The organism is uncultured Nostoc sp., from assembly GCF_964245445.1.
GTDB lineage: Bacteria > Cyanobacteriota > Cyanobacteriia > Cyanobacteriales > Nostocaceae > Nostoc.
The window spans coordinates 1-20790 of sequence record NZ_CAXTNE010000081.1; the positions used below are offsets into that span (position 1 = coordinate 1).

At 42.5% G+C, this 20790-nt stretch carries 18 protein-coding genes and 1 pseudogene; 4 read left to right on the top strand and 15 right to left on the bottom strand.

Annotated features, from left to right (window positions below):
• Positions 1-244: 244 nt before the first annotated feature.
• From pruA to ACFE90_RS15505, 3 genes are all read right to left on the bottom strand, one after another.
• Positions 245-3238 carry an L-glutamate gamma-semialdehyde dehydrogenase gene (gene pruA, locus ACFE90_RS15495; protein ID WP_375501951.1) on the bottom strand — a complete coding sequence of 998 codons (2994 nt, stop codon included), beginning with the start codon at positions 3236-3238 and terminating at the stop codon, positions 245-247.
• Between the two features lie 572 nt (positions 3239-3810).
• A complete protein-coding gene (locus tag ACFE90_RS15500) occupies positions 3811-3990 on the bottom strand; it encodes a hypothetical protein (protein WP_375501953.1) in 180 nt (59 codons plus the stop codon).
• Positions 3991-4298: 308 nt separating this feature from the next.
• Entirely contained in the window at positions 4299-4604 is a 306-nt protein-coding gene (locus ACFE90_RS15505; protein WP_375501955.1) for a hypothetical protein, read from the bottom strand.
• A gap of 118 nt (positions 4605-4722) precedes the next feature.
• Here ACFE90_RS15505 and ACFE90_RS15510 point away from each other — a divergent pair, with 118 nt between their 5' ends.
• Positions 4723-5058, top strand: coding sequence for a hypothetical protein (locus tag ACFE90_RS15510; protein ID WP_375501957.1), 336 nt, complete (start codon positions 4723-4725; stop codon positions 5056-5058).
• 187 nt (positions 5059-5245) lie between these two features.
• On the opposite strand, the gene ACFE90_RS15515 is transcribed toward ACFE90_RS15510, so the two are convergent.
• Together ACFE90_RS15515 and ACFE90_RS15520 are read right to left on the bottom strand one after the other, a co-directional pair.
• Positions 5246-6130 (bottom strand): metal ABC transporter permease, encoded by an 885-nt coding sequence (locus tag ACFE90_RS15515; RefSeq protein ID WP_375501959.1) that lies wholly within the window; start codon positions 6128-6130, stop codon positions 5246-5248.
• Entirely contained in the window at positions 6130-6858 is a 729-nt protein-coding gene (locus ACFE90_RS15520) for a metal ABC transporter ATP-binding protein (RefSeq protein ID WP_375501961.1), read from the bottom strand. The genes ACFE90_RS15515 and ACFE90_RS15520 overlap by 1 nt, the downstream gene beginning before the upstream one ends.
• A 58-nt stretch (positions 6859-6916) precedes the next feature.
• Here ACFE90_RS15520 and ACFE90_RS15525 point away from each other — a divergent pair, with 58 nt between their 5' ends.
• Together ACFE90_RS15525 and ACFE90_RS15530 are read left to right on the top strand one after the other, a co-directional pair.
• Entirely contained in the window at positions 6917-7936 is a 1020-nt protein-coding gene (locus ACFE90_RS15525; protein ID WP_375501963.1) for a metal ABC transporter solute-binding protein, Zn/Mn family, read from the top strand.
• Between the two features lie 513 nt (positions 7937-8449).
• Positions 8450-9112, top strand: coding sequence for a hypothetical protein (locus ACFE90_RS15530; RefSeq protein ID WP_375501965.1), 663 nt, complete (start codon positions 8450-8452; stop codon positions 9110-9112).
• Between the two features lie 96 nt (positions 9113-9208).
• On the opposite strand, the gene ACFE90_RS15535 is transcribed toward ACFE90_RS15530, so the two are convergent.
• From ACFE90_RS15535 to ACFE90_RS15580, 10 genes and pseudogenes are all read right to left on the bottom strand, one after another.
• Positions 9209-9937 (bottom strand): HEAT repeat domain-containing protein, encoded by a 729-nt coding sequence (locus ACFE90_RS15535; RefSeq protein ID WP_375501967.1) that lies wholly within the window; start codon positions 9935-9937, stop codon positions 9209-9211.
• Positions 9938-10107: 170 nt separating this feature from the next.
• Positions 10108-10953, bottom strand: coding sequence for a HEAT repeat domain-containing protein (locus tag ACFE90_RS15540; protein WP_375501969.1), 846 nt, complete (start codon positions 10951-10953; stop codon positions 10108-10110).
• A complete protein-coding gene (locus ACFE90_RS15545) occupies positions 10928-11191 on the bottom strand; it encodes a phycobilisome linker polypeptide (protein ID WP_118168221.1) in 264 nt (87 codons plus the stop codon). Before ACFE90_RS15545 ends, ACFE90_RS15540 begins: the two co-directional genes overlap by 26 nt.
• 121 nt (positions 11192-11312) lie before the next feature.
• The gene (locus tag ACFE90_RS15550) at positions 11313-12182 is read right to left on the bottom strand and encodes a phycobilisome rod-core linker polypeptide (protein ID WP_375501971.1); all 870 of its coding nucleotides are present in this window, start codon (positions 12180-12182) and stop codon (positions 11313-11315) included.
• Positions 12183-12341: 159 nt separating this feature from the next.
• A complete protein-coding gene (locus ACFE90_RS15555) occupies positions 12342-13154 on the bottom strand; it encodes a phycobilisome rod-core linker polypeptide (protein ID WP_375501973.1) in 813 nt (270 codons plus the stop codon).
• A gap of 164 nt (positions 13155-13318) precedes the next feature.
• Entirely contained in the window at positions 13319-13810 is a 492-nt protein-coding gene (gene cpcA / locus ACFE90_RS15560) for a phycocyanin subunit alpha (RefSeq protein ID WP_375501975.1), read from the bottom strand.
• An 87-nt stretch (positions 13811-13897) separates the two neighbouring features.
• Positions 13898-14419, bottom strand: a complete 522-nt coding sequence (locus tag ACFE90_RS15565; RefSeq protein ID WP_375501977.1) for a phycocyanin subunit beta — start codon at positions 14417-14419, stop codon at positions 13898-13900.
• A 1102-nt stretch (positions 14420-15521) separates the two neighbouring features.
• Positions 15522-16661 (bottom strand): glutamate--cysteine ligase, encoded by a 1140-nt coding sequence (gshA, locus tag ACFE90_RS15570; protein WP_375501979.1) that lies wholly within the window; start codon positions 16659-16661, stop codon positions 15522-15524.
• A 298-nt stretch (positions 16662-16959) separates the two neighbouring features.
• Positions 16960-18792: a phospholipase D-like domain-containing protein gene (locus ACFE90_RS15575; RefSeq protein WP_375501981.1), complete on the bottom strand. Its 1833-nt coding sequence runs from the start codon at positions 18790-18792 to the stop codon at positions 16960-16962.
• A gap of 104 nt (positions 18793-18896) precedes the next feature.
• Positions 18897-19073: pseudogene (locus ACFE90_RS15580) on the bottom strand (IS701 family transposase); the annotation flags it as partial.
• Between the two features lie 160 nt (positions 19074-19233).
• On the opposite strand from ACFE90_RS15580, the gene ACFE90_RS15585 reads away from it, so the two are divergent.
• Complete coding sequence (locus ACFE90_RS15585) at positions 19234-20787, top strand: cation:proton antiporter (RefSeq protein ID WP_375501983.1); 1554 nt, start codon at positions 19234-19236, stop codon at positions 20785-20787.
• Positions 20788-20790 lie beyond the last annotated feature (3 nt).

The following is a 20790-nucleotide window of genomic DNA, read 5'->3' on the forward strand; positions in this document are numbered from 1 at the left end:
ACTGGTTTACAGACTGTTGCTACTGTACTTCATAAACCTGCAATCTGCTGTATAAGGTGGGCATTGCCCACCTTACAAGCTTTAACAAGTGGTGGGGGTTTAAGTCCCCAGCAAGACAGGTAGCAGGTTTTGTGTCGGGGTTAAATCTTCATTACAAAACGTAATTGCGTTAGCGTAAAGCCTTCTCTACGAAAGCCAACGCTTTCAGCATAGCGTCTCGTAGAGAGCATCATTGCGAATTGCTTTACTCAGCACCTTCAATTGGTGCAAAACCTTGGCGCTGAATATTTTCTGTCACCGCGCGTGGTTCGAGGAATTGCAAGAGGTAATCAGGGCCGCCTGCTTTAGAACCGACTCCAGAAAGTTTGAATCCACCAAAGGGTTGCCGTCCAACGATCGCTCCTGTAATATTGCGGTTGATGTACAAATTCCCAACTTCAAATTCTGCCTGCGCCTGCTGAATGTGCGAAGGTGTTCTAGAATAAAGTCCTCCAGTTAAGGCGTAGTTTGTACCGTTGGCGACTGCTAACGCTTCCTGGAAATCTTTCACCCGAATTACCGCCAGCACAGGGCCAAAAATTTCTTCCTGGGAAATTACCGCATTTGGCGATACTTCACTAAAGATCACAGGCCCGATAAAATATCCTTGTTCGGGTGCTGGTAATTCCAAGGCTAATTGTGCTTCTGCCTTACCCTTGTCAATATACTCGCGGATGCGATCGCGGGCATTGGCATCAATCACTGGCCCAACTTGTGTACTTGGTAACTCTGCTTTCCCAATGTTCAAGGATTTTGTCGCTTCTACCAACCGTTGCACAAAGGCATCATAAATCGGTTGCAGCACAATCACTCTTGAAGCAGCAGAACATTTTTGTCCACTGTAACCAAATGCCGACTGCACTACCCCCACAACAGCTTGGTCTAAATCAGCACTTTCATCCACAATAATGGCATTCTTGCCACCCATTTCAGCAATCACCCGTTTCATGTGCTTTTGTCCGGGTTTTAAGATTGCCGCCTCTGCGTAAATTTTACAGCCGACTTCTTGGGAACCCGTAAAAGCAATTACATGAGTATCTGGATGATTTACCAAATAAGCGCCGACTTGCGAACCCTTGCCAGGTACGTATTGAAATACACCTTTGGGAAAACCAGCATCTACCAAGATTTCTGTGAGTTTGGCTGCAATTACAGAAGATGTTTCCGCAGGTTTTAGGAGAGTGCAATTACCTGAAACTAAAGCTGCAACAGTCATTCCACAAGCGATCGCTAGCGGGAAATTCCAGGGAGAAATTACTACAGCAATACCGCGTGGTTGGTAGATATAATGATTAGTTTCGCCAGGTATGTCATAATTCACACCTTTATCTAACCGTTCTATCTCGTCAGCGTAGTACCGACAGAAATCTATCGCTTCCGAAACCTCTCCATCAGCTTCCTTGACTGGTTTTCCAACTTCCAAAACTATCCAAACTGAAAGTTCAGCGCGGCGGAGTTCCATCAAATCACCCGCTTTCCGCAAAATATCAGCGCGTTGTTTAGCTGGTGTTTTCCTCCATCCAGGAAAGGCAGCTTTAGCAGCTTGCATTGCTTGTTCTGCTTGTTCAACGCTAATCAACCCAACCTTACCAATTACCTCACTGAAATTAGAAGGATTGAGAGAATCAACAAATTCCGGCGGATTAACATACTCGCCATTAATTAGGGGTAAATAAGTTTTACCCAACTGTTGGCGAACGCTTTGGAAAGCTTGCGTCGCCTTCGTTCTTACCTCTTCTTGGGCGTAATCGGTATCAGCAGCACCGAGGAAATGAGAGTTAGGAGTTTGGAGTGAGGAGTTAGGAGTTAAAGAGTTCTTCTCCTCTTTAACAAGCGGCGGCGCTAATAATTCTTCAATCGGTCGATTTTCGAGATTTTGCCGTAAAAAAGAACTATTAGCTGTATTTTCCAACAACCGACGAATTAAATACGCCATTCCAGGTAATAATTCACCGTAAGGACAGTAAACTCTGACTCGATAACCCTTGTCAACCAATGCCTTTGCAACTTTATCACCCATGCCGTAGAGGACTTGCAATTCAAAGCGACGGCGGGGGACATTTAAACTTTCAGCTATGGCAATGGCGCGAGAGTGCGATCGCACGTTATGGCTACCAATGGCAGAATAAACATATTGATGATTTTCTAGCAATAACTGAGTGATCGTTTCAAAGTTAGCATCAGTTGCCGCTTTGTCGTTGTAAACTGGCTGTAGCCAATGCTTCTGCGCTGCTTTGATAGTTTCCTGATCCCAATATGCGCCTTTTACCAAGCGGATTGTCAGGGGATAGCCACGTTCTTTCAACCAGGAAATTACGTCTTTAGTATCTTGCTCGCTATCACGCAGATATGCCTGAATAGTTATCCCAACATCTGTGCGTTGCCGAAACTCTTCTTCTAAGAGCAGTTTTTTCAGGATGCTAAGAGTTATGTCTTTATAGGCATACTGTTCCATATCAAAATGGACAGCTGCGCCTAATTCTTTAGCACGACGTAAGAGAATACGAATGCGATCGCTAACTCGCTCCTCACTACCTTTAGCATCTAAAGGGTCAAATTGGGAATAAAACGCCGTTAACTTAACAGAAACCTGAACTTTTGGGATTGCTTCGCCATCAGCCTCATCAATAGCCGGAATAGCTGACCAATTCTTCGAGGCTTCTACCAATTGTTGCATTAATTCTAGATAGCGTTCTAGATAAGACTGCGCTTCGGTTTCGGTAATTACTGCTTCACCAAGTAAATCGATGGTGAAAGCCATTTTCTCTTTTCGCAGTCGTTCAACTGTTTTGATGACTTGTTTAATATTTTCCCCAGAAATATATTTATGAGCAAGAGTTTCAACGGCTGTACCAACGGTTGTAGCAGCAACTTGTCCTGGCATCGAATCGGGATTAGCAAAGTTTAGCATTCCCTTCAAAGCTGCCGGTAATTCTACAGATTCATCGCCTAAATATTCTTGTAAATGTGAGGCAATTTCTGATTTACTGTGCAAAGCAGGTAGCGTATCTATAAACCGAAATAGTTGCACCCGCAACCCAGGATTACTCATCGCCCAAGCTAGTAATTTATCATCCCAGCGCATCTGATCCCGCAGGGAAGAAAAAAACGAACGATTTTCGGACGTTGCTGCTAGAAGTTGTTTAGCAATTTCTTGGGTTTTAGCTTCGTAGGTGCTTGTCTCTACTTGTAATACCACTGATAATAAACTCCGTTAATCAAGGCAAGGCTTTTTGTACAAACCCTGTGTCTTCTATTTTGACGCTTTCATTTAGCTGTCACCATATTTAGTACACTGTGGCAGAAGTTTGCCTACCTTTAACAAGGGGATTTTGCCCCAAGTCTTATTAATTGAGATGGTAGCTGGATTTACGCGCCCGCTGTAGTAGTGGTTTTTGAAGTTGAAATTGAACTCTGACAGCAAGAGAATTCTAAGCGCAGCTAGCTAATCATAAGTAATCATAATCTATACTATAGGACTCATATTTGATTGCGTGAAAAAAACTCAGTACACCTTTATTCCTTCTTCCCAGTCCCCAGTCCCAAGTATTGAGTCCCCAGTAAAGAGTCTCTACGAGTAATTCAGGAATCAAATCGTATTGCTATATGTCTACTAATTAGAGAATTGTGGATTAATAAGTATCAAAAAATACAATCGTTTTAGCAAACGCTCTTTGGAGAAAAACTTTTTGGTTTACTAATAATTAATTTAAATATGAGTGAATGTCAGTAGACCGAAAAATTTTGGAATTTGACGAAAAAATGATGGTTTCAGACGATACTTTTGGGCTTTCCATGACGACCACAAGCGATCACTGTATTCGTCCATCCAGAACAGAGGTGCTTGAAAGGTAGATTAGAAGCTGATTTGGGCAGATGGTGTTCCCAAGGTAAAATCAAGGGTTGATAAGGGTTCTGCAAAATTCGGTCTACTGAATGTCCTTGCTTCAATAGAAAACTACTGCGTCATGTTCGCAGTAGTAAAATTTACTGGTTTTGTCTTTATTGTCGGCAAGAAATGCCAGATATAAGTTTGGTAGTTCATCATAAATCCCTATCTAGCACAGTATTCTCAGCAAAAATTAGAGGAAAATCACGCTGATGTTGGGAATGGTCGATACTACTTTGACATCGTTCAGGTGAATAGGCAATACTCCGTCGAACTCACGTTAATTTACTCCTGCTAAACTTGTAACTCTCGAGTGCGGGGCATTTTATTACTGATAAGTGCCTAAGAATTTGGTTATGTTTTGGGCAATTCAAAATCCCACAGGGCTAGTCGGGGCAGAGCCGTCTTGCTGTAGCATTTGACGTGCCAAGTTCATACAACTGGCACAGGTGCAGCCAAACTTTGTCTGAGCATACTGTTTAACCATGCTCTCTGACATTCGCGATTCTTGTGGAAAATCTGACTGTGAAGAAGTACCAGTAACATTCACAGTTGGAACAGATACATTTCCTTCTGGTATATTATTTGGCATCAGAGCTTGGACAGAGTGAGGAGCTAGAATTGTTGTAGCTAGAGAACTAGAGCAGCCAAGGAGCATTAACACTTTCTTATTCATAGTGCGTATTTATTAATTAGTTCTAACTAGTGTAACTAAACAGTTAAGTTTAGTCATAGCAGATGTTTATCCTAATACTAAACTTTAACTTGATAAACTACAACATTAAATTTTTGCCATGAATCAAACAATACTCACACTGCTTAGTAGCTCTTGCGTTTTTTACTTGTTTGTCTTGATGAGCCATGCCGCTATCGCAGAAAGTAAACCTTCCCTAGCTACAATCCCCAACGCACCAGCGCATCAAGTTGCTGATACTGTTGCTTCCCCAACAAATAGTTCTGCTACACAAACCACTGAAACTTTGGCTGTTCAAGTGAATCCACGAGTTTTTTCCCTAGATGCAAATGGTGATACAGTTGGGGATGTAGCGATCGCCAAGTTTGGCTGTGACTGCTCTAGTTGTCGTAGTTTAGCACTTCAAATGTTGCGAACTGGTCAGTTGACTCTTTAATCAAAGCTTTGATGAGCTATTGATTAGATTTTACAGAATCGAAAGGGATAGTGCTAATGCCTATTCTGAGGTAAATTATGAATAAAATTGCACTAACTTTACCTTGCTGCTCTAGCTTTTTTGCCTTGACAGTATTAAATCTCAAACCTTGAAAGCCTCACGGGGGATGGCTCAGGAACGCACTGGCTCACTTCGGATTTTGAGATTTGAACTGGTTAAGAAGCCTAGCTCTTTGATGAGCCATTTCTGGTCTGGTCAAAATTCCCTGACTAGGACTCAAAAATAATGCTAATAAAAATAATACAGAAACAACTAAAACGATCGCAGCACCAGATGGCACATTTAAATAATAACTAATATACATCCCAGTTACACTGCTAATTACACCAATGACTGCGCCTAATTGCATCATTTGATGTAACTCTTTCACTAATAAATAAGCTGTAATTCCTGGGCCGATCAGCAGTGAAACAACTAATACTACACCAACAGTTTGCATACTGGCAATAATTGTCAGTGTGATAGCACCAGTTAAACCAAAATGAATTAAAGTAATGGGTAAACCACTTGCTTGAGCGCCGAGTGGGTCAAATGTATAAAATAGTAATTCTTTGTAAAAAAACTTTACTAAAAGCAAGACAACAACTGTAATAATTACAGTCCGCGTTACATCATTTGTAGTGACACCCAAGATGTCACCAAACAAAAATTGATGCAGGTCTAATTTGCTTTTCAATAGGGTGATCAACATGATACCCAAGGCTAAAAATCCCGAAAAAACTAATGCCATCGCTGCATCAACTTTGATGCGAGATTGAGATTGAATCCACGTAATCACAAAGGTGCTAAGAGTTCCAGATATAAATGCACCCAAGAAAATATCAATACCTAAGAAAAAGGCTATAGCTAGTCCTGGTAAAACCGCATGAGCAATCACATCTCCTAGTAATCCCATGCGTTGAACGATGAGGTAAGTACCTACAACAGCACAAAGAATTCCCAGCATAATTGCTGTAGTCAGCGCTCCGCGCATGAACTCAAAACTTAAGGGTTCAATTAGCCAATTTAACATTAAACTACTTCCCTATTCAATATAAATATACTATCTCCATAAGCACGTTGAATATTATCTGCTGTCATGACTTCTTTCATTGAACCATTAGCAATTATTTGTTTGTTTAATAACAATAGCTGGTCGCATTTTCTTAAGGCTGTTCCCAAATCATGAGTAATTACCAGCAAAATCTTACCTTGAGATTTTAGTTCCTCAAACACATCAAACATGATGGCTTCGGTCTTTTTATCAACTCCGACAAACGGCTCATCAAAAAATAATAATTCAGCTTGTTGTGCTAAAGCTCGTGCTAAAAATACTCGCTGCTGTTGTCCCCCTGATAATTCTCCAATCTGACGCGATCGCAACTCTAACATCCCCACCCTCGCCAAAGCATCTTTAACTATTTCTTGAGATGATCGTGAAGGTGCGCGAAACCACCCTGTATGCACAGTCCGCGCCATCAGCACCACATTCTGGACTGTTATTGGATAATCCCAGTCAATCTGCGATCGCTGTGGTACATACGCAACAGAACTTAATTGTTGTTTCAAAGCGCGAGATCGAAACTTTACAACTCCACTTGTAGTTGGTACTAAACCCAAAATCGCTTTCACCATCGTGCTTTTACCAGCACCATTGGGGCCAATCACACCCACAAGTTGTCCTGGAAAGGAACGGAAACTTACATCCTCAACCGCTGTGACTCCCCGGTAGTTTACAGCTAAATCTTTAACTTCCAACATAAATAAATTTCCCATTTGTATGATAATGATAATCAATATAACTGAAGCAATCAAATTTATGATATCTTACAAACTACGATTGAAATCCCTAGCGGCTCTTAGCTTGATATGCGGACTACTTGGATGTGGTCCAACATCAGAAACTAGCCAACCCACTCCCGCACCTGTTAATAATGTGGTTGCTCCCCAAACAGATACTTCACCTGTACCAGAAGCCAGTGGGAAAGGCCCGTTAGTAGTCGCCACCAACACTGTTGCTTGTGGCTTAACTAAAGAAATCGCAGGTGATACGATTGATCTCAAATGCTTAATCGATCCAGGCTCAGATCCGCACGTATACCAACCCAAGCCAGACGATAGCAAAGCAATTGAGCAGGCTAAGTTAATTCTCTACGGTGGCTATAACTTTGAACCTGGTTTAATCAAGCTAATTAAAGCTACCTCAAATCCTGCTCCCAAGGTGGCTGTAGATGAAGTTGCAGTCCCCAAACCTCAGAAGTTTGAAGAAGATGGTAAAACTGTAACCGACCCCCATGTATGGCACAATGCCCAGAATGGCATAGCCATAGCACAGGTGATTTCCCAAGAATTAATAAAAGTAGCTCCAAATAATGCTGCAACCTATACCAGCAACACGCAAAAACTCACAAATGAAATCAGCCGAATAGACAGTTGGATTAAATTGCAGATTACTACAATTCCACTCAAGCAACGCAAATTAGTGACAACTCATGATGCTTTCGGTTACTATTCTAAAGCTTATAAAATTCCTATTGAAGGGGCGCTAGGGGGTATTAGCACAGAAGAAGCGCCGACACCTGCGCGGGTAGGCGCATTAGCGAATGATATAAAAAAGCAGGGTGTACCGACGATTTTTGCAGAGACGACAATTAACCCGAAACTCATAGAGGCTGTAGCAAAAGAAGCAAAAGTTAAGGTTTCAGACCGAGAATTGTTTGCTGATGGTTTGGGCGAAAAAGGAACAGAGGGTGAAACTTACGAGGGAATGTTAATTGCCAATACGCGCACGATTGTGGAAGGTTTAGGTGGCAAGTATACGGAGTTTAAGCCTAAATAATTAGAGTTAGCGTAGGCAATGACTAGGTTAGGCATCGCTGTCTTGGTAGATACAAGAGGCTAGATTATCAATGGTTTATGTTTTCTGCTCAACAATCATTGATGAAAACCAAAATACTAGCTTAAGGGAGATCCAAGAAATAAAATGCCCCGCCCTCCAGATGACGCTACGCACAGTCGCTAACGCAAGTTTTGAAGGCGCGGGAAACCCGCCTACCCTACTCTTTTTCTAAGGGAGACGCTATGCGTAGCTTGCTTCCAGCAAGTGGTATGAGAACGCCTGACGGCGAACGGGTTCTGCGTTCGCAGAGCGTCCCATAGGGAAGCAGTTTATACGTAGCTGATTATTAGCGTAGGCGTAGCCCGCCGCAGGCATCGCCCTTCAGAAAAAACTTTTTGGTTTACTGACAAAGGAAGGATTTTCCTTTCTCTCTTCTATCATTGCGTCTTCCACCTATCATTTTAACAGGATGTACTTGTTTTTTCCAATACTAAGAATGGGTATACTGCCTGTATGCCTACAGAAAACTTCATGGATATTTTATTTTCTAACTGGCAACACATACTCCAACCTTTTGGTGTTGACCAGGTAGCGGCTGAGAAAGCTTTTAATGACTTGGTTGCAGCTTACTCTACCCCTGGTCGCTACTACCATACACTCAAACACATTGATCGCGTCTTCAAAACAATTCAGATTTTGCAAGGCTACACCAACAATCTAGCTGCTGTTCAACTAGCTGCCTGGTTTCATGATGTAGTATATGACACTCAAGCTCAAGATAATGAACAACGAAGTGCAGATTATGCTTTTGATCTGCTGAGTAATTTGGGTATTCCAGAAAGTACCATAACTATTGTCACCCGTATCATTCTGAACACTAAAGACCACCAAGCTGCGGTGGATGACTATGATAGCCAAGTTCTACTTGATGCCGATTTAGCGATTTTGGCTACTAACCAAGTGCAGTATGGAGAATACGCCCATGCCATTCGCCAGGAATATGGCTGGATGGCAGAGGCGGATTATATCACAGGTCGTCAGCAGGTTTTAGAACAATTTTTACAGCGATCGCATATCTACTTTACGCCTTTAATGTCAGAGTTCGCCGAACCATGTGCCCGTGGCAATATCCAGGGGGAAATTCAAAGTCTCTCTCCTTTTAGAAGAGAGAAATAAAAGTGAAATTTTCCAGATACCGTGAAAAGTCAGCTATGCACTCTACAACAGACTTGTATTCCATGCAATTGGAATCAGCTAGAAATTTTGAATTTATTAACGTCTGCTACCGCCACGATGAGGTACTTCAGTGTTTTGTAGCTTTATTTTAGGTGCAAAGACTTCTTGATGTTGTTGCGGCTGTTGCGGCTGAATTTTTTCCTGTGCAAACTTGACACGGGTGCGAACTCCGAGATCAACATCTGTATCGAGCATTTGCTGAAGTTGATTTGTAATTCGCGACGCTTGATCGGGTAAAGTAACTGCTATGGCAATGGCTAGTGTTTCTAAACTTGTCACTGCTGCATAGCGCACTACCCACTCTGGATCTTGAGAAATTATTAATAGCGCCTCTAATACCTGAGTCTGAAGAGATTCTAGTTTCTCAGGCGGTACTTGCTGCCAGCGCAAAGTGCCTAATCCCCTAGCAGCTGCCCGTCGCACACTCAGGGAAAAATCGGTCTTTGCTGCCTCTAACAAGGTATCCAGCGCCCGGACATCGCCAATTCCCGCTAAGGCACGAATAGCCCAGGCTCTAGCACCATAGTTGTAGCCATCAATTAGTTGCAATAGTGGCTGCACTGTGGCTTCGCCGATCGCAATCAGTCCATCTACCGCAGCCACTGCTGCCCCTGGATTGTTGTAGCCCAAAGCTGCAATTAGTGTCGGAACAGCTTCTTCTATACCAGCTGCTGCTAAGTCCTGAACTGCGTCTAATAACCGATCCGAAGAATCTGCTTCTTCTACAGCACGGATCAATATTTGGGCCAGATCGCTGTTATTCATAATAATTTTTCATGAGTAATTTGTTGTCAGCCAATTGTAGCTTAAGTCATCCGTAGTTGACATCATACATAAACCCCCTAGCCCTGATTTTACAGTTAGCTTGGGGGTTTATGTGTGGTAAAGATTTGGTTGTAACGTATTAATAACAACTGATTATCTAGAATTTATGACTATAACAGCGAGTCCATCAAATTCATCACTTTAATCGCACCTTCTGAGAAAGTGCTTGGTGTTATCTGATTTACTTGATGTTCTAGTAATCCTTTAAGAGAAATTAGCTTGAGGCTATTTTCAGCAAGAGTCTGTGCGATCGCATCTGCTGCGGGTAGATATCCAATCGCTCCCAAATCTGCTAACACTGCTCGACGCAATTGCAATTTCTCTCCTGCCAGAGCTTGTACCAGCCGTTCTCCATAAACTGGTTCTTGAGTTAATTGATACATGGCTCGTGCGGCAGAATATTGCACCAATTCGATCGGATGCTCTAAGAATGCCTTTATCAAAGGGGCAAATTCAGTTGCCCTCAAGGTTCCCAAGGTTTCTAAGATGGCGTCATAGGGTTGAGATAAATCAGGCTGCTTTGATATGAGCTGCTCTCCCTGCAAACCTACTGCTAATAGCTTGATTAGCGCCGGAATACAAACCGGATCGCCCAGCATCTCTAAGGATTGTGCCGCCGCTTCCCGCACATAAAAATCTGAACAGTCTAAACACCCAATTAAAGGTGATACTGCCTGGCGATCGCCAAGTTTCCCTAAGGCTCTAGCTGCGTTTCGTCGCAGAGGATATCCGCCTTCTGGTGTCCTGTCGGCTTCATCCTCTAAGGCTTTGATCAGTGCTGTAACCGCAGCTGGTTTACTTATACGAAACCTGCCCAACCACCAGGCAGCATAAAATCGCAGACCTAAATCTCCACTCTCAAGATTAGCGATCGCCTGCTCTACAGTTAAAGATCCACCGTCGGCATTGTCAACTGTCAGTGATAAATCTTTAATGTTCTCCAGACTGGGATTCATGGCTGTGTTCGCTATGTGTTGTATCAGCGTTCAAGGGCTGAATGCTGACTATTTTGCCACCCAAGCGAGTAATGCGCTGCATTTCCTGATTCATCCGGTTCTCAGGCACTGTGTAAAACACAGAGGCACTAGAACGAATCGGATAATTGGTTTTGTCGGTTTCTTCGCTTTGGCGCAGACCCACTACTTCATACCGAAAGTAGCGACTACTTGTTCTACTACTAATTTGTCCAACCATAAAATTAATTCCCAATTCTAAATTGTCATTAGTCTCAATTCGCGCGGTCTTTCCTTTGGAGAAGTTCTGATGGTCTGAGCAAAGGCTCAGACTTCTCTCTTTGTCTTTATGATTATTGACACTAAAGTGGTTTCACACTAGCTATTTTGCCACCTTGTTTTACCACTCTTTGGAAGTAAGCAGATAGTCCTTCATAGGGTATGATAACAGCTTGATTGACCCGGCGTGTGCTAGGATACCCAGCCCCAAAAACGCCTGCAACTTCAATGCGGTAGAGTCTGCCTTCTTGACCAAAAGTTCCTGCACCACCGAAAGTACTGTTGGGGGTAACGCCTTTTTCAGAAGCAACGTAGGAAAAACCAGAAGGGCCACCAGAGGGAGGAACAACAACGGATGCACTATTACGACCAAGTTCGCTAGCAAGACGGGAGGACTTGCCTTTGAGTTGAGAGGTATCGCTACTGGCATAGCCGCGATAAAGTTGGAATATCCGGCTAAATCCCACAGTTTTTTGTCCTGTTTGAGTTTCAAAGCCCCGATAGTAAGGCACAATATTTTCACCAAAGTTAGATTGATACTCTGGCGAATCAATATAAGAATCAATGTCGGCTTCATATCCCTTGGTTTGGTATAAGTCCAAGTGATAAACCACATCAGACTCATCATAGGGGGCACGACCCAACAAATGTTTATAGTTGAGTTCGATGACGCGAGTTTGGAAATTGTCGTAGAAAAACTTGGATTTGTACAGCTCAGATTTAGCTAGTTGACGCACAAACTCTTGCACTGTAATTTTCCCATCGCGCAGGATAGATTCAGCACTTGTGAGGCGGTCAGATGTCAAAATGTAGTTGTTGCCTAAAACTTGGCGATAGACGGCAGCAATTACTCTTTCAATCTCTTCTTTGGTTGCATTTGAACGCAATTCTACAGGAGACTGATCGCTAAAAGGTTCTGTTCCCAGACGAGAAGCTGCTGTTGTAATAGCCATTGGTAATTTTCCCTTTGTAAGTTAGTAGTTGGGAAAAGTTAGGAGTTAGGAGTTAGGAGTTAAGAGGAGGGGTAGAGTTAGGAATTCAAAACTCCTTACTTCTAACTCCTGGCTCCTAACTAACAACTTCTAACTCCTTCTTAATTCCCGATTCCCTATTTATACGGCTGTAATGCTAATAACCTTACTGCCTTTGCGATTCAACTGCTGCAATTTACTAGAAAGTTGCTCGTATGGTACGATCAATTCCGCAGTACCCCGCCGCACTACAGTTGAGTTCGGTGAAGCTGCTTGTAACACTCTGATTCGGTATGTTTCCCCACGGCCACCCGTAGACAGACCTGTTAAGGCTCCCGAGGAGACTGGGTAAATGGGTGAAGCTAGATTCTTAGCTAATTCCCAGGTTAGCCGCCCTTGTTTTTGTCCTTGAGCGCGATCGCTATTGGCATAACCCCGATACAGTTGAAACAGTCGGCTATAGCTAACGTTTTTCAGTCCTACCTGGCTTGTAAAGCCTCGATAGTAGGGCACAATATTTTCGCCAAAACTCTCTTGATATTCTAATGAGTCAATGTAGGAATTAATCTCAGCTTCATAACCTTGTGAGTTGTAAAGCTCAACATGGTACGAAATTTCTGACTCATCTTGCGGGGCCCGCCCCAATAAGTGCTTATAATTCAACTCGATAAACCGAGTTTGGGAGTTGGAGTAGAAAAACTTATCCCGATAGAGTTCCGATTGAGCAATGGCTTGCACAAATCCCCGAACTGAGATTCCACCTTGCTGCAACAGTGATTCTGCACTGACAAGACGTTCTCCTTCCAGTAGATATTCATTACCCAAAACCTGACGGTAAGCCGCCCGGATAACCACTGCTACATCCGCTTCTGTTCTATCGGGACGTAGTTCTACTAATGGTAAGTTTTCAAATTCTCCAATCCCTAATCTTGCTGCTTGTCCCAAAGCCGCCATATTTAACCTCCTCAGTTTTTACTGTAAAACTGAAAACTTTTTAGAAAAAAATTTTTTCTAGTTTTTTAACACTCTTTTGAATATAAAACTGCCCGGAGAGGTAAACAGCTCATAGGACTCACTTGTCATAAGAGTTGATTTTCTCTCCGGGCTAAAGAAACACTCTAGCTTAGAGTATTGATTACATAGTCGATGTAAGAATTGGCTTCAACACCTGGGTCGCCGCTTAGACCGTGGTTAGCTTTGATGTACTTGAGAGCTTCAATGTACCAGCTAGGAGACAGATCAAAAGTCCGGTTGATTTCAGCCAAGCCAGAAATCAAGAAATCATCCAAGGGGCCTGTGCCACCAACAACTAAAGCGTATGTGATAATCCGCAAGTAGTAGCCGATATCACGTACACACTTGCTTTTACCGCGTGAATCAGATGCGAAGTTCGGGCCTTGTTGTTGAGTGGTGTAAGGGTACTTGTTATACACCGCTTGAGCTGCACCTTCGGTTAACCGTTGAGCATTGGCGCTTAAAGCTTTTGCTGCTTGTAAGCTAGCTGGCGCTTGGCGGAAGCGACCAAAAGCAACTTGAATCTCCGTGCTGCTGAGATAGCGACCTTGAGAATCAGCCGCTGCAATTGCTTCAGTTAGAGGTGTTTTTGACATTTTGCTATTTCCCTTTCACAAACTTTATGGTTGAAATTTTGTTTTGTCCTATGGACAATTATTTAGTCAACATCAGCAATGCTTGGCTTAAGCCACAGCAGCAGCAGCACGATCAAAATAGCTAGCTATTTCAGATGATAGAGCGCTGCAATCTCCTCTGGTGATGTTATTTGGATCGTTGACAATGGCCAGGGAAGCTTGTTTTAGCTTTTGAATACCAACAGCAACTGAGGCTCCTGGAGTACCCAATGCTAAATATGTTTCCCGCAAACCATTGAGGGCGCGATCATCTAGGACGCTGGAATCGCCAGCAAAAATAGCATAAGTGATATAGCGAAGAATGATGTCCAAGTCTCTGATGCAAGCAGCTGCCCGACGGCTGGTATAAGCATTACCACCGGGAGCGATCAATTGGGGTTGTTCTGCCCACAAATCACGAGTTGCAGCAGCAACAAGAGCAGACGCATTGCTGGTAATACGGTTAACAGCATCTGTACGCTTGTTACCATCTTTGACTAGTTCGCTCAAAGCATCCAATTGTGCATCGGAGAGATATTCCCCACGTGTATCAGCTTGGGAAACTACTTTTGCAAATGCATCTAAAACCATTGCCTTAAATCTCCTAGTTTGCTTGGTTAAGAATAATTGGACTCAAAACTGAATGGTTCAGTTTATTTTTGATGTCGGCACTGCCTGACGAGTTACGAAAGGTTTAAAACAGACATCCACGGAATAAGTTTACGATCTCCAGGCTTTCAGATTAAAACTTTTGTTAAAAAACTTCAAACTTCTATGAACGACTGGAAAACCTGATTAAGATGTTGTTTTTTCCTTCTAAGTTATCTTTATACAATGCTGTCGCGTCATTATTTATTACAAATTATTGTTATGTTTGTTAATTTCGTTTACATAAGTTTACAGTTTGCTGGAACCCAAAAGATGGGATAATCAATATCTGGGAAATCCGTTTAAGGGTAGGTAGGCGTGGCCCGCACTTCTCTACAAGACGCTGCGCGTAGCTTGCTTCCACGAAGTGGTACGACAAAGCTACTTCGGCTGCGCTCAGTACAAGTCAGTGACCACCGCAGGCATCGCACATTTAAGTTCTGTATTATTGGCTACTTCCTAGCGCGTGTCCTTGGTAGGAGCTATTTATACATCTGCATTGCAGTCTATAGCGGTAGTTAACTATGCAATCGGCATTAAAATTATTAGCCCGGCCGAAGCTCTAGATTTGCAATAGATATCTCCAGAAATTAATTATGCGTTGCTCGAAATACTTGATTTGTGCCTAGATCATTTTCACTACGAACCAAAACATAATGCTTAAGGGTGCTTAGGCGTAGCGCGCCGCAGGCATTGCACTGTTATTTATGTAGCAAGCGAAGTTTGAAGGGTAAAAGAACGAAACGCATACTCCTACGGAGAAGCAAGCTACGCATAGGGTCTTGCACGGAAGACGCTAAGTACACCGAGGAAGAAGGAAAGAAGAGAAATTGAAGAATTTATCTATTCGTCAAAATTGACTTGCCAGACCACAAGTGTCTCCAAGAAAATCTATTATTTGTCTGAAGACGGCAGTAGGGAGTGGGGGGATGAGGAAATAGCGGAGAATTAAGGACAAGAGGTAAGAACTTGCAACAAGTCTTTCCCTTTGTCCCTAATTCTCCTTGTCCCTAATTTCTCTTCACCATGCCCAATGCTTCTTGAGTTAAGCCACTAGGGATGAACACAATTTGTTTTCGAGTTCGATTTCACGTTCTTGGGTGGCGACAATAGCCTGGGTGATGACGCGCTGGCTATCAAAACCGACTGCGTGTAGTTGCAACCACTGTTGAGCTTCATTGCCTTCGCGGAGGATTTTGTGCAAAGGGGAAAGGAAACAACTAAAGCCTTGTTGTTTAGCGATCGCCCAAACATCGTGGTACATTTCAGAAATCCAATCTCTAGCTAGGATACTTCTACCATCTTGCCAATGCCTCAAATGAGCATCGAGACTACCAGCAGCAGCAGCAGCTTCGTTGTCAGCAGTCAGGGTGACGAGTTCTTCGCCAGAGAAGATACTTTGGGTTAACGGGTCGATGCTGGGATTTTCGATTATTTGCAACAAACGCGCTTCTAATAAGGCAGTAATGGCTAGCAAGGCAATAGGATCTGTAACTAAATCACAAATTCGCAATTCTAGGCGATTTAGGTCATAAGGACGGCGATCGCCATTTGGTCGCACTGATGCCCACAAATGCCGCACATTTTGCATGCTTCCGGCAAGGAGTTGATCTTCCACCCACTGAATATGATCGGCGTGGCTGGCAAATAAAGGCACATGACTAGGCGTTTGCGGAAATACGCCCCAACGGGTAGAGTGATAGCCAGTAGTTTTGCCATCTAGGAAGGGAGATGAGGCGCTGAGGGCGAGAAATAGAGGTGCTTCCATACGGATCACCCGACACGCCCGCATTAATACTTCTGGGTCGCTGATGCCTACATTGATGTGTACGCTGGCGGTGACTACTTTTGTCCCGTAGGTGTTCTCAATGTAGTCATGATAAGGGTTTGCTGGATCGGAACGGAGAAAGCGATCGCTCCCACTCAAAGACAAAGTACTCCCCGGTATCAAGGTATAATCGCCCAAACCATTGAGGTAGTTTCGCAACACCCGCCTCGGACGCAGTAAGGCACACAATAAATTTTCGTAATTATGAGATGGTTCGGTTATATATTCCACGTTGCGGCTATCTGGCTCCCGCATAAATCCATCCAAATCTGCAACAATTTTGTCGGAGAGACCGACGATTTCACCTTGAGGTGTGCCAGTGTACATCTCAATCTCAAAGCCTTTTAATAAAACCACCTTGTTCTCCTCGTTCTCCTCGGCTCTCTCTGCCTATAAATTGTATCGAATAAGACGAATCTCTGAATCTATCTTTAAGCCAATCAAAGGTTAAGAATCATTTTGTTGATAATTCATACCAAATCAGGACGACGGATTTATTCGCTGTCTTTCGAGATAATTATTACTTATTAATAAGTATTAAAACATACTAGATGTACTTACGTGCTGGATAGTTTGGTATGATGTATGTTCATAAATTTGGTTATTTCTAACAGTTAATTTAAACCTAAAATTTACATACTATGTTTGTTTTATTTTAGGTATATTGCGAAATAAACTTATCAGGTGAATCACTCTTTTGGGCAATATTGAGCCGTATAAACTGCGCCCAAACTTCATGACTAAGTAAGTTGAAAGCAGTTTTGGGATTATTAATTGCGATCGCGCCTATAACTTTACGCCATCCCTGTTGCAATTCTTCAATAAAAGCCTCTTCAATAGAAACTTGACTCAGCAGCGAAAGTGCAGTTTTAAAACTTGCTGAATCACCTGAGAAATTTTTCGATTTTAATCCCTGTAGTGCTACATTCAACCATACAGGCAGAAGTTCAAACCAATTATTTTTCTCTATCTCTTTGAGTGCAATATCTTCCATATTTAGCGCACCCCACACGCATAAAGACTCTACAGCCAGTTGAGAATCACGGTTTTCTAAAGCATTTTCCCATAATTTTTGAGCGTGATTTTGGAAGCGATTAGCGAGAAATTCATAAGCTTCCTGGACTTGATGTGGAATTGTAACTTTATAAACTGACTCACCTCGTGATAGATAATCGCCGCGATAGGATAACCAGTTATGAGATCCGCAAAGATGGATTTGTTTATCAACTATTACTTCTTTAACATGGGAATCTCCCAACCAAAAAACCTGTACAGATGGTAAACCATTAGGTGTTTTGATAGCTCGAAGTTTTTTCTCTACTTCTGGTAGAATTGGTTTATCTTCATCTTCTTGTCGCCGCGCAATTCCATGTCCAATTAAAATCCGAACTCCGCGATTAGCTAATTTCTGTAATAAATTTAGAAATTTTTCATTGGCAACTGCCTGATTCACCCAAGGAGAATAGATTATAATCTGACTTTTAGCCGAATTTAAAACTTCTGAAAAAGCTAGGCTAATTTGTCCATCGCGTAACTGTACAGCTTCACCTAACGCTTTATAGTTAGCTACCTTTTCAGTGGTTTTTGTGGCAGCTTCTAGCGCCTTTTGGCGAATATTTTCGAGTCTAGCTTCTATTTCAGTATTTTTCAGCTTGAGAATGGCTTCACGTTCAAAATTGATGGTTTCGGTTGACAATTTGCATAATGCTTGCAAAGATATTTTACCTTCAGCATGTAGCAGTTCTAACCAATTTGATACTGACTCTAAAATTTGCTTTCCATTTCTTATTTGAATGCTCAATTTATCTTCAAGGGCATCGAAAATAACGAAAAGCGATATTTTTCTCCAGATTTTTTGAGTCGAAGCTAGTACCCTATAGGAAGTTACAATTTTTCCCTCTTCTGGGACATGAAGTGCTAGACCTGAAACTTGAATACTTTTTTGGATTTCCTCAAGCGGTAAGGAAAAGATATCAGCAATTGTACGATCAATAGCGATAAACTCTGCCAAGTCAGGTAAATTTATCGTTGTCTCATTTAAAGATTCAGATTGAAAGATTATCTTGTCGCTTAAAGGGTCTGTAATAGCATAAATTTGTATAGGATATGGCGGCTGTGGTACAGATCCTTTTTCATAAAATGAGCGACCTTCAGGAGTAACTGTTAGTGGCGATGTTGGTGATAGTGTTTGTAAGGAACGAAGAGTTGTAGTAGTAGTTTTAATAAATACAGAATCAAGCCCAAGTACAGAGGCTAATTCATCCTCTGTTGGCGGAGGTTGAAATTCAATAGCAGCGCGGATAATAAATTCTTCAAGTATGTTAAACTGGCGGGGTTCCTTAATATTTACTTCTACCGGAGTTTGCCGCAAACTATAACGGAATTCACGCGCTGCTAAAACTGACAAACTAGGACTTTGCGCTTCAATTTCGTCTACCAGTTTTTTGAGATTTTCATCAATCGGTTTAGCAGAAGAGGCGAGAAACATCAACGAAACCTCCATGTAGACGCACGATATTTGAAACTTCGGAGTACATACTCCTGACTTGTCCACGCTGCTGAGTGAACAGGGAGGAAACTAGACTAGCGAACTTTGGTTAAAATGTGGTGTAAACAATGGTAAGTTATCCCTACTGCATTATCTGCCATTTGGAATAGGTTTTTTCTCTCACTTTCTCCTAATAACCCCCCTAAATAATCCCTAAACTCTCTTTTTTGAGCTTTATGAGTAAACACGTTATCAAACCATTTACACCATTTTTCAAACAAAACACGGAGCCATGCCTGGGGAAGTAAGCAAGAGATAGGGCAACCATTCACTCTAATTTTTGAAGTTGGTCAAGTGGAAGAAATTCGCTGTTGCGAACCCACACCCTGAAGTTGCTAATGTAGCATTACTAAAGTCAAAATAACTTTTCAGAACGTAATAGTGGATGTAACTCAATTAGTCAAAGTTTCAATTATTCTCTTGCTGCTTGCTACAGGTGTAGCTCTACTGTCCCGGCGGTTGCGAATCCCTTATGTTATGGGTTTAGTGTTAGCAGGTTTGCCTATCACTGAGCTATTATCTCGTCCGATTGGTTTAAATCCAACCCTTGTTTTGGATCTTTTCTTGCCAATTCTCCTCTTTGAAGCTGGTATCAATACAGATGTCAGCCGCCTACGCAGCACCTTTAAACCAATTGCTCTACTAGCTGGGCCAGGGGCTGTACTTTCCAGCGCTATTATTGCCCTACTCTTGAAATTTGGGCTGGGACTGAGTTGGATACCTGCCTTATTTGTAGGAGTAATGCTGGCAAACACTGATACAGTTTCAATGATTGCCGTCTTTAAGGAAATACCGGTGCCCTCCCGGCTTTCCACCATCGTTGAAGGAGAAACCCTATTCAATGATGCAGCTGCCCTAGTTATGTTCAACCTGATTTTACAAGTATATTCAACAGGCTCACTCACATTTATAGAGGGAATCCAACAACTGCTATTTATCTCTCTAGGAGGCTGCCTTGTGGGGTTAGTCTTGGGCTACTTGAGTATACCTATATTCGCCCGTTTAGATGATCCTCTTAGCAGTCTCTTACTGACGGTCGCAGTTGCATTAGGAACTTTTCAGGTTGGGCAATTTATCGGTGTATCAGGCCCTGTGGCTGTAGTTGTAGCTGGATTAATTTTCGGGAATTTGGGGCTTTCTGGCAATACTTCTGCTTCTAATCGCATCACCTTATTGAGTTTTTGGGAATATGCCAGTTTTACCGTTAACACCTTTATTTTTCTGCTGATTGGTGTAGAAATAAACTTGGTTACGCTGTGGAAAACTTTACCTGCAATTCTACTTGCAGTTTTAGCTTATCAAGTCGGGCGAGTTCTTACAGTCTATCCTCTACTAGCAGGCGTTCGGTGGATTGACCGCCCAATTCCGCTACGCTGGCAACATTTACTGTTTTTAGGCAACATCAAAGGTTCACTCTCAATGGCTCTGGTGTTGAGCTTACCTACTACACTGCCAGGGCGAGAAGTTCTGATAGCTATAGTCTTCGGCTGTGTGCTGGTATCGTTAGTAGGACAGGGCTTAACTTTGCCTTGGGTGGTAAAACGTTTAAAATTATCTAAATTTTCAGAAGCTCAACAACAGGTTGAAGAATTGCAAGCCCAGTTGATGACGGGTAAGGCAGCACAAGATGAATTAGATAGTCTGTTGAAATCAGGGGTCTTACCAAAAGCCGTTTATGAAGAGATGCGTTCAGCTTATCAGGTGCGAATTGCTGGTGCAGAAAAGACACTGCGGGAACTTTATAATCGTCGCCCTGATGAGGTGAAAGGCAGAAGTGGCAACAGCAGTAAACTTGATGCCATTCGCCGACGTTTACTCCTAGCAGAAAAAGGAGCGCTCAATGAGGCAATGCGGAAGCGAATTCTCTCGGAAGAAATTGTGCGCGGACGGATACAAAATCTTGATGAACAATTGTTGAAGCTTGAAGATGATTAGGGA